Genomic DNA, 728 nt, shown 5'->3' with positions numbered 1-728 from the left:
GATTAATAATGTGGATTATTAATTAATGAGATTCATTTAATTGAAATGAAACACTAATAGCTATTAATTTAAATGAGATTAAACTTAACACTAATTTAGTATTGTTAATCCACGGTTATTTATTTTGAAATTAGAGCACCATGTTGCTCAAACAATAAATTAAACTCACCGTAAAGCTCAGGTTCCTTGGCTTCTATGCGTTCAGAAACAAAGAAGAAGAATGATTCTAAAGATACACCCAAGTAATGAAGCAAAAGACATAAAGTAGATAACGTTATTTCACAAATGCCATTTTCATAGCGTGAGATTTGTTGCTGTGAAACTCCAATGAGTGAACCTAATTGCCTACCTGATAATAATCTTTTCCTTCTTAAGCTTGCAATTTCATCTGCGATAGCTTGAGAAAATGATTCTGTAATTCTCTCTATTTTTTTCAAACTCATCATAAACCTTAAATAAGAATCAATTTCAAAACATATTAAATAAAACAAATGCGTAAGCACGAATCTGTTTTTATTTTTAAACAAAATAGGAGTAAAAAACAATAGGGTGAAATTTGGCAATATTTTCAACCAATGCATGATTTACACATTACCAACACTGTGAGTTTGTTAAAATAAATAAATTACAAAAGGTTGCGATATCCCTACTCGTAATGTGGCTTAAAGTGCCAGAGATAAATTCCGTTATTACCTTTATATGTAGTTAATTTTAGGTTTATATATCGC

1 protein-coding gene is annotated in these 728 nt (G+C 29.3%); it reads right to left on the bottom strand.

Translation table 11 applies throughout. The features are described 5' to 3' along the window. Positions 1-119: 119 nt before the first annotated feature. Entirely contained in the window at positions 120-581 is a 462-nt protein-coding gene (locus JK188_RS17615; RefSeq protein ID WP_249215494.1) for a helix-turn-helix domain-containing protein, read from the bottom strand. Positions 582-728: the final 147 nt, after the last annotated feature.

Origin of the sequence: Providencia sp. JGM181, from assembly GCF_018257375.1 — a bacterium.
GTDB classification, from domain to species: domain Bacteria; phylum Pseudomonadota; class Gammaproteobacteria; order Enterobacterales; family Enterobacteriaceae; genus Providencia; species Providencia lanzhouensis.
This window is presented reverse-complemented; position numbering and strand designations above follow the sequence as displayed.